The 4,786-nt window shown below is 59.4% G+C and carries 6 protein-coding genes; 3 read left to right on the top strand and 3 right to left on the bottom strand.

Features of this window, described 5'->3' with window-relative positions:
- The 3 genes from FY112_RS01520 to FY112_RS01510 all read right to left on the bottom strand — a co-directional run.
- A partial coding sequence (locus FY112_RS01520) for a molybdopterin cofactor-binding domain-containing protein (RefSeq protein WP_151517473.1) occupies positions 1–1,585 on the bottom strand: 1,585 nt, incomplete at its 3' end.
- 3 nt (positions 1,586–1,588) lie between these two features.
- A complete protein-coding gene (locus FY112_RS01515) occupies positions 1,589–2,041 on the bottom strand; it encodes a (2Fe-2S)-binding protein (RefSeq protein ID WP_151517472.1) in 453 nt (150 codons plus the stop codon).
- A gap of 12 nt (positions 2,042–2,053) precedes the next feature.
- Positions 2,054–2,425: a c-type cytochrome gene (locus FY112_RS01510; protein ID WP_151517471.1), complete on the bottom strand. Its 372-nt coding sequence runs from the start codon at positions 2,423–2,425 to the stop codon at positions 2,054–2,056.
- Positions 2,426–2,920: 495 nt separating this feature from the next.
- On the opposite strand from FY112_RS01510, the gene FY112_RS01505 reads away from it, so the two are divergent.
- The 3 genes from FY112_RS01505 to FY112_RS01490 all read left to right on the top strand — a co-directional run.
- Complete coding sequence (locus tag FY112_RS01505; protein WP_018068225.1) at positions 2,921–3,229, top strand: type II toxin-antitoxin system RelB/DinJ family antitoxin; 309 nt, start codon at positions 2,921–2,923, stop codon at positions 3,227–3,229.
- Positions 3,226–3,519: a type II toxin-antitoxin system RelE/ParE family toxin gene (locus FY112_RS01500; RefSeq protein ID WP_151517470.1), complete on the top strand. Its 294-nt coding sequence runs from the start codon at positions 3,226–3,228 to the stop codon at positions 3,517–3,519. Before FY112_RS01505 ends, FY112_RS01500 begins: the two co-directional genes overlap by 4 nt.
- 466 nt (positions 3,520–3,985) lie before the next feature.
- The coding region (locus tag FY112_RS01490) for an epoxide hydrolase (protein ID WP_151517469.1) at positions 3,986–4,786 on the top strand (801 nt) is incomplete at its 3' end.

The following is a 4,786-nucleotide window of genomic DNA, read 5'->3' as shown; positions in this document are numbered from 1 at the left end:
CAAACCAGAATCCGATGGCGAGTCCCTTGTCTTGCCGCAGGTATTCGATCTGGTGGGCTGGCACCGCGTAGTTGAACTTTGCGCCCTCGGTCACGACGTCGTCGTGACCGCCTGCCTCCGCGAAGACGGGCGGCAATGTGCGTGCAAAGATCGAGTCCGCTACGATGCGATGCCGCCAGCCGACGATGTTCCCCTCGGCATCGAGCCCAACCTTAACGTGCTGTGCCTCGAGTGGCCGGAACGTGTCGTGCCGGACGTCATCTTCCCGGCTCCAAATGACCTTAATCGGCCGGCCCTCCACGGCCTTGGCCAGCGACACCGCATCGATGATGAAGTCCGCCTCCGCCTTGCGTCCGAACCCGCCGCCGAGCAGGGTTGTGTTGACCTTGACCTTGTCGGGCGTAGTGCCCACCACCTCTGCCGCGAAACCCTGTGTGCCCGTCGGACCCTGGGTCGGCGCCCAGATCTCCACCCTGTCGCCGGTGACAAGCGCCGTGGCGTTCATCGGCTCCATGGTCGCGTGGGCGACATGGTCGCTCATGTAGTCGACCTCGATTACCCTCGCGGCCCCGGCGATCGCAGCCTCAACGTCACCATTGGTGTGCGCAGGAACACCTTGCTGGCCAAGGTCGCGGCCGACGGAGCGATACTCGTCGATCAGCCGCTGGCTTGTATAATTTCTGACCCGTGATGTCGTGCTCCAGGTCACCTTGAGCAGATCTTTCGCACGCTTCGTAGCTTCGACCGTTTCGCCGATAATGCCGACGCCGTAGGCCAGCGGGACGATATGGGTGATGCCGGGCACGTTTCGCGCTTCGGCGTCGTCGATGGTCTCAGGCCGTTCGTCCTGAACCGGCGCCCGCAGAACCGCTCCAAAGAGCATGTTCGGAAGCTGGACGTCGATACCGAAGACTGCGGTTCCATTGACCTTGGAGGGCACGTCGATGCGCCGGATTGTTCTGCTTCCGATATAGCGCCACCTGTCGCTTGGCTTTAGATCAGCCTCCGTCGCCTGAGGCATTGGATCCGGAAGCACGGCCCTGGCAGCAATCTCACCGTAGTCGAGCGAGCGGCCCGTGGATGGATGCAAGACCCTGTGAGGCTCGGTCTCGAGCTCCCTCACTGGCACGTTCAACATGCCGGCAGCGCCCGCCAGAAGGATCAGGCGGGTCTGGGCACCCGTCAGGCGAAGCAGTGCATTGTAGCCGCGCGTGGACTCGCTGCCGCCAGTGAGTTGTATCCCGTAGAATCCGGGATTGCCGTAACTCTCGGCATCGGAAGGCGCCTGCACGACCCGCACACGGTTCCAATCGGCATCCAACTCCTCGGCGACGAGCAGGGGCAGCGTCGTCGTGATGCCTTGACCCATCTCGACCGCCGGCGAGATGATGCTGACTGTGCCGTCCGCCGCGATCGTTACCCAGGCGTTGGGACGGAAGTCACCTTCGGCGGCAGCGGCCATGTCTGCGCCGTAGGCGAGGCTGGGCAGGCTACCGAACGCGACGGCGACGCCGAGGCCGCCGGCCGTTACGAGGAAGCTGCGCCGCGACAGCGCGCGGCTTTTAGGCTGCAAGATGCAGATCATGGCTCAGCCCTCCCGTGCTGCGCGTTGGATCGCGCTGATGATGCGGACATAGGTCCCGCAACGACAGATGTTGCCGTCCATGTGGGCGATGATCTGTCCACGAGTGGGGGCGGGAGTGTGTTCGAGGAGCGCTGCCGCCTGCATGATTTGGCCGGACTGACAGTAACCGCATTGCGGCACCTGCTCGACAATCCAAGCCTTCTGAAGCGGATGGCTGGCGTCCGGCGACAGACCTTCAATGGTGGTCACCTCCCGGCCCGCAACGTCCCCCAGCAAAGTCTGGCATGAGCGTGTCGGTTCTCCGTCGATATGGACGGTGCACGCGCCGCATTGCGCAATCCCGCAGCCGAATTTGGTGCCGGTGAGCTTCAGATGCTCACGGACCACCCAAAGGAGCGGCGTATCGGGTTCGGCGGCGACATCAACCGCATTCCCGTTGATCGTGAAGGCCGTCATGAATGCTTCTCCTCAATCTGGTGATTGGCTTTCGAGGTAATCGATGATTGCGGCTCGTTGTGCCGCATTCGGGACGCTGACGGTCATCCGTGTCCCGCGCATCATTTGGCTCGGCGCGGCAAGGAAGGTGTCGAGTGACTGGCGGTCCCAAGTGATGCCTGAAGATTGCATCGCGTCGGAATAGTTGGCGCCTTCGACGCTGCCGGCAGTCCGCCCGATAACGCCAAGGAGTTGGGGACCCATTTTGTTTTGTCCTGGCTTGACGTTGTGGCAGGCGGCGCAGCGCTGCCGGAACAAGCGCTCTCCATCTGCCTCCTGAGCGGCGGCCGAAGACGCAAAGAACAGCCCAGCAATAGGCAAAAGGATCGCGAGCAGACCGCTCATCCGTTCTTTGATGCGATGGGTTGTAGGCGCGGCTGTGGCATGGATTATGGTGCAAATCACTTATCGCCTCCGTGTCAGACGATACGATAGTTATCCACCTGGAAACGATCTATGCTCGAAAATCCGTGATATCTTTTCGATCGTCCGAGTTTGATTGTGGTGAACCTCTGTTGGATGGGTGACGAGGCGCAGCTTGCCGGGTTTCGGACGCGATCACCGAAGCATTTCAGGCCGGAATGGTGTTCTTGAAGTTTGGTAAGGAAAGCGGCCTGTTTATCAATAAGAAAGCAGTCGCGGGTTCGAGAAGACCATGGCAAAACCCGGTCGCGTAAGTTCGATACATAGGCGGTATTCCCACACGATTGAGATTACACTCGTCGCCTCAGATACATTCAAGAGCAGCTAAAAGAAGCGAGAAGGGCGAAGGCTTTCCCAAAGCGCTATGGCATTTGTCATTCATTTGCATTATAGTCTCACCGAAAAGTGGAGATCGCTATGGCTGCAAATGCACTGGTTCAAACTCGTATTGATGCCGAGGTTCGGGATCGTGCCTCCGCAGTGCTTGGAAATATGGGGCTGACCGTGTCTGATGCGGTTCGTATCTTACTCACCCGAACGGCCAACGAAGGTGCGCTGCCGCTGGAGCTTCTTTCAGGCAGCGAGGCCCATGACGCTTGGTTTCGCACCAAGGTACTCGAAGCGCTGAACGATATTCGACCGGACGTCTCAGATGATGAAGTCGAGGCGCATTTCGCTGAACGTCGAGCGGCAGCGCGCCTTAACGCGGGTGCGCGCAAATCGTGAAGCTTACCTGGTCTGCGTTCGCGTTATCGGATCGCGACGCCATTTTCACATACATAGAAGCAGAAAATCCGTCAGCCGCCATACTGGTCGACGAACGGATCGTTGCTGCCGTCCGTCGGTTAGTAGATTTTCCCGCGAGCGGTCGTGTTGGCAGAATTGCTGGCACCCGCGAACTGGTAATTAACGGCACGCCGTACGTCGCGGCATATGCAATTACCGAAACAGCGGTTCGTATTCTTCGCGTCCTCCATGGCGCGCAGGAATGGCCAGAGACTTTGACAACGCGCTAGCTTTGTTCTCGATACTGAGTATCAACGGGTCGGTGGTTCGAACTGGTTCAAGGCGAGCACCACTGGTCTCCTAGCTTTTCATGCCAACGTTTCCGAATGCCGTCTCAAGTCACTGGTTCCGCCAAGTAGCGAAACCGCGAAAACGAATGCTAGACTCCGTCTTCTGCGAGGAAGCTTATCGCCAATGGACTAGAAGGACTTATGTCAGAACGGGACGATCATACCCATCCGGTGGCGGCAGTTGCCCCAGGTTACCTAGCTAACCACGCGGCCAAGGTGTTAAATCGCGTTGGATACGGCGCTAAGGCCGCAAGGCCTCAGGCTGGCCCTGATTGGACCGATCATTCTCCTATCCTGGAAGGGGCCGATGCTTCCGTCAGGATGGATATGGCTTTATTCGCCTGGCCAACTCACGCGCACCTGAGCTATGGTTTCAAGCGTTCGCGGACCATTCGAGCAATAAGACATGATCATTCGTCCATTCACGATCGCGGTTGCCGACCAAGACCTTATGGATTTAGAGCATCGTCTGTCCATAGCCCGCTGGCCTAAGGCACTTGACGACGCTTCCTGGGAGGATGGCGCAAGTCTCGCCTTTCTCCGCAGGCTGGTGGATCACTGGCAGAACCGCTTCAACTGGCGTACTGAAGAAGCGCGGCTTAACCAACTGCCGCAGTTCGTAGGATCGGTCGATGGCATCGATATCCATTTTATCCACCAAAAGGGCGTTGGGCCGGCACCTTTGCCGCTGATCCTCACTCATGGCTGGCCGGGTTCCTTCACCGAGTTCGAACGCATCCTGCCGCTCCTGACAAATCCCGGTGCCCATGGTGGCGATCCGGCGGATGCTTTCGATGTGGTGGTTCCCTCGCTTCCCGGCTATGGGTTTTCGTCAGCGCCGCTAAAGCCGGGCGTTGGATCCCGCGCCATTGCCGGCCTTTGGCATGAACTGACGACATCCCTCGGATACGAGCGGTTTGGTGCGCAAGGCGGCGACATCGGCTCAGGCGTGTCCACGTGGTTGGCGCGCCTCTTTCCGGACAAGGTCCTCGGCGTCCATCTGAACTACGTGTCAGCGGGCTTTCGTCCGACTCTGGCTCCCGGCGAAGATCTGACGGAAGAAGAACGGACCTACCAGACGAGCGCAGCGTTATGGGCCGCGACCGAGGGGGCATACTCGGCGATGCATTCCACCAAGCCGCAGACTTTGGCCTTCGCGCTTTCGGATTCGCCCGTGGGACTGGCAGCCTGGATTTCAGAAAAGTTT

This window comes from Rhizobium sp. PEPV16, assembly GCF_008919455.1.
In the GTDB taxonomy this organism is placed as follows: domain Bacteria; phylum Pseudomonadota; class Alphaproteobacteria; order Rhizobiales; family Rhizobiaceae; genus Rhizobium; species Rhizobium leguminosarum_Q.
This window is presented reverse-complemented; position numbering and strand designations above follow the sequence as displayed.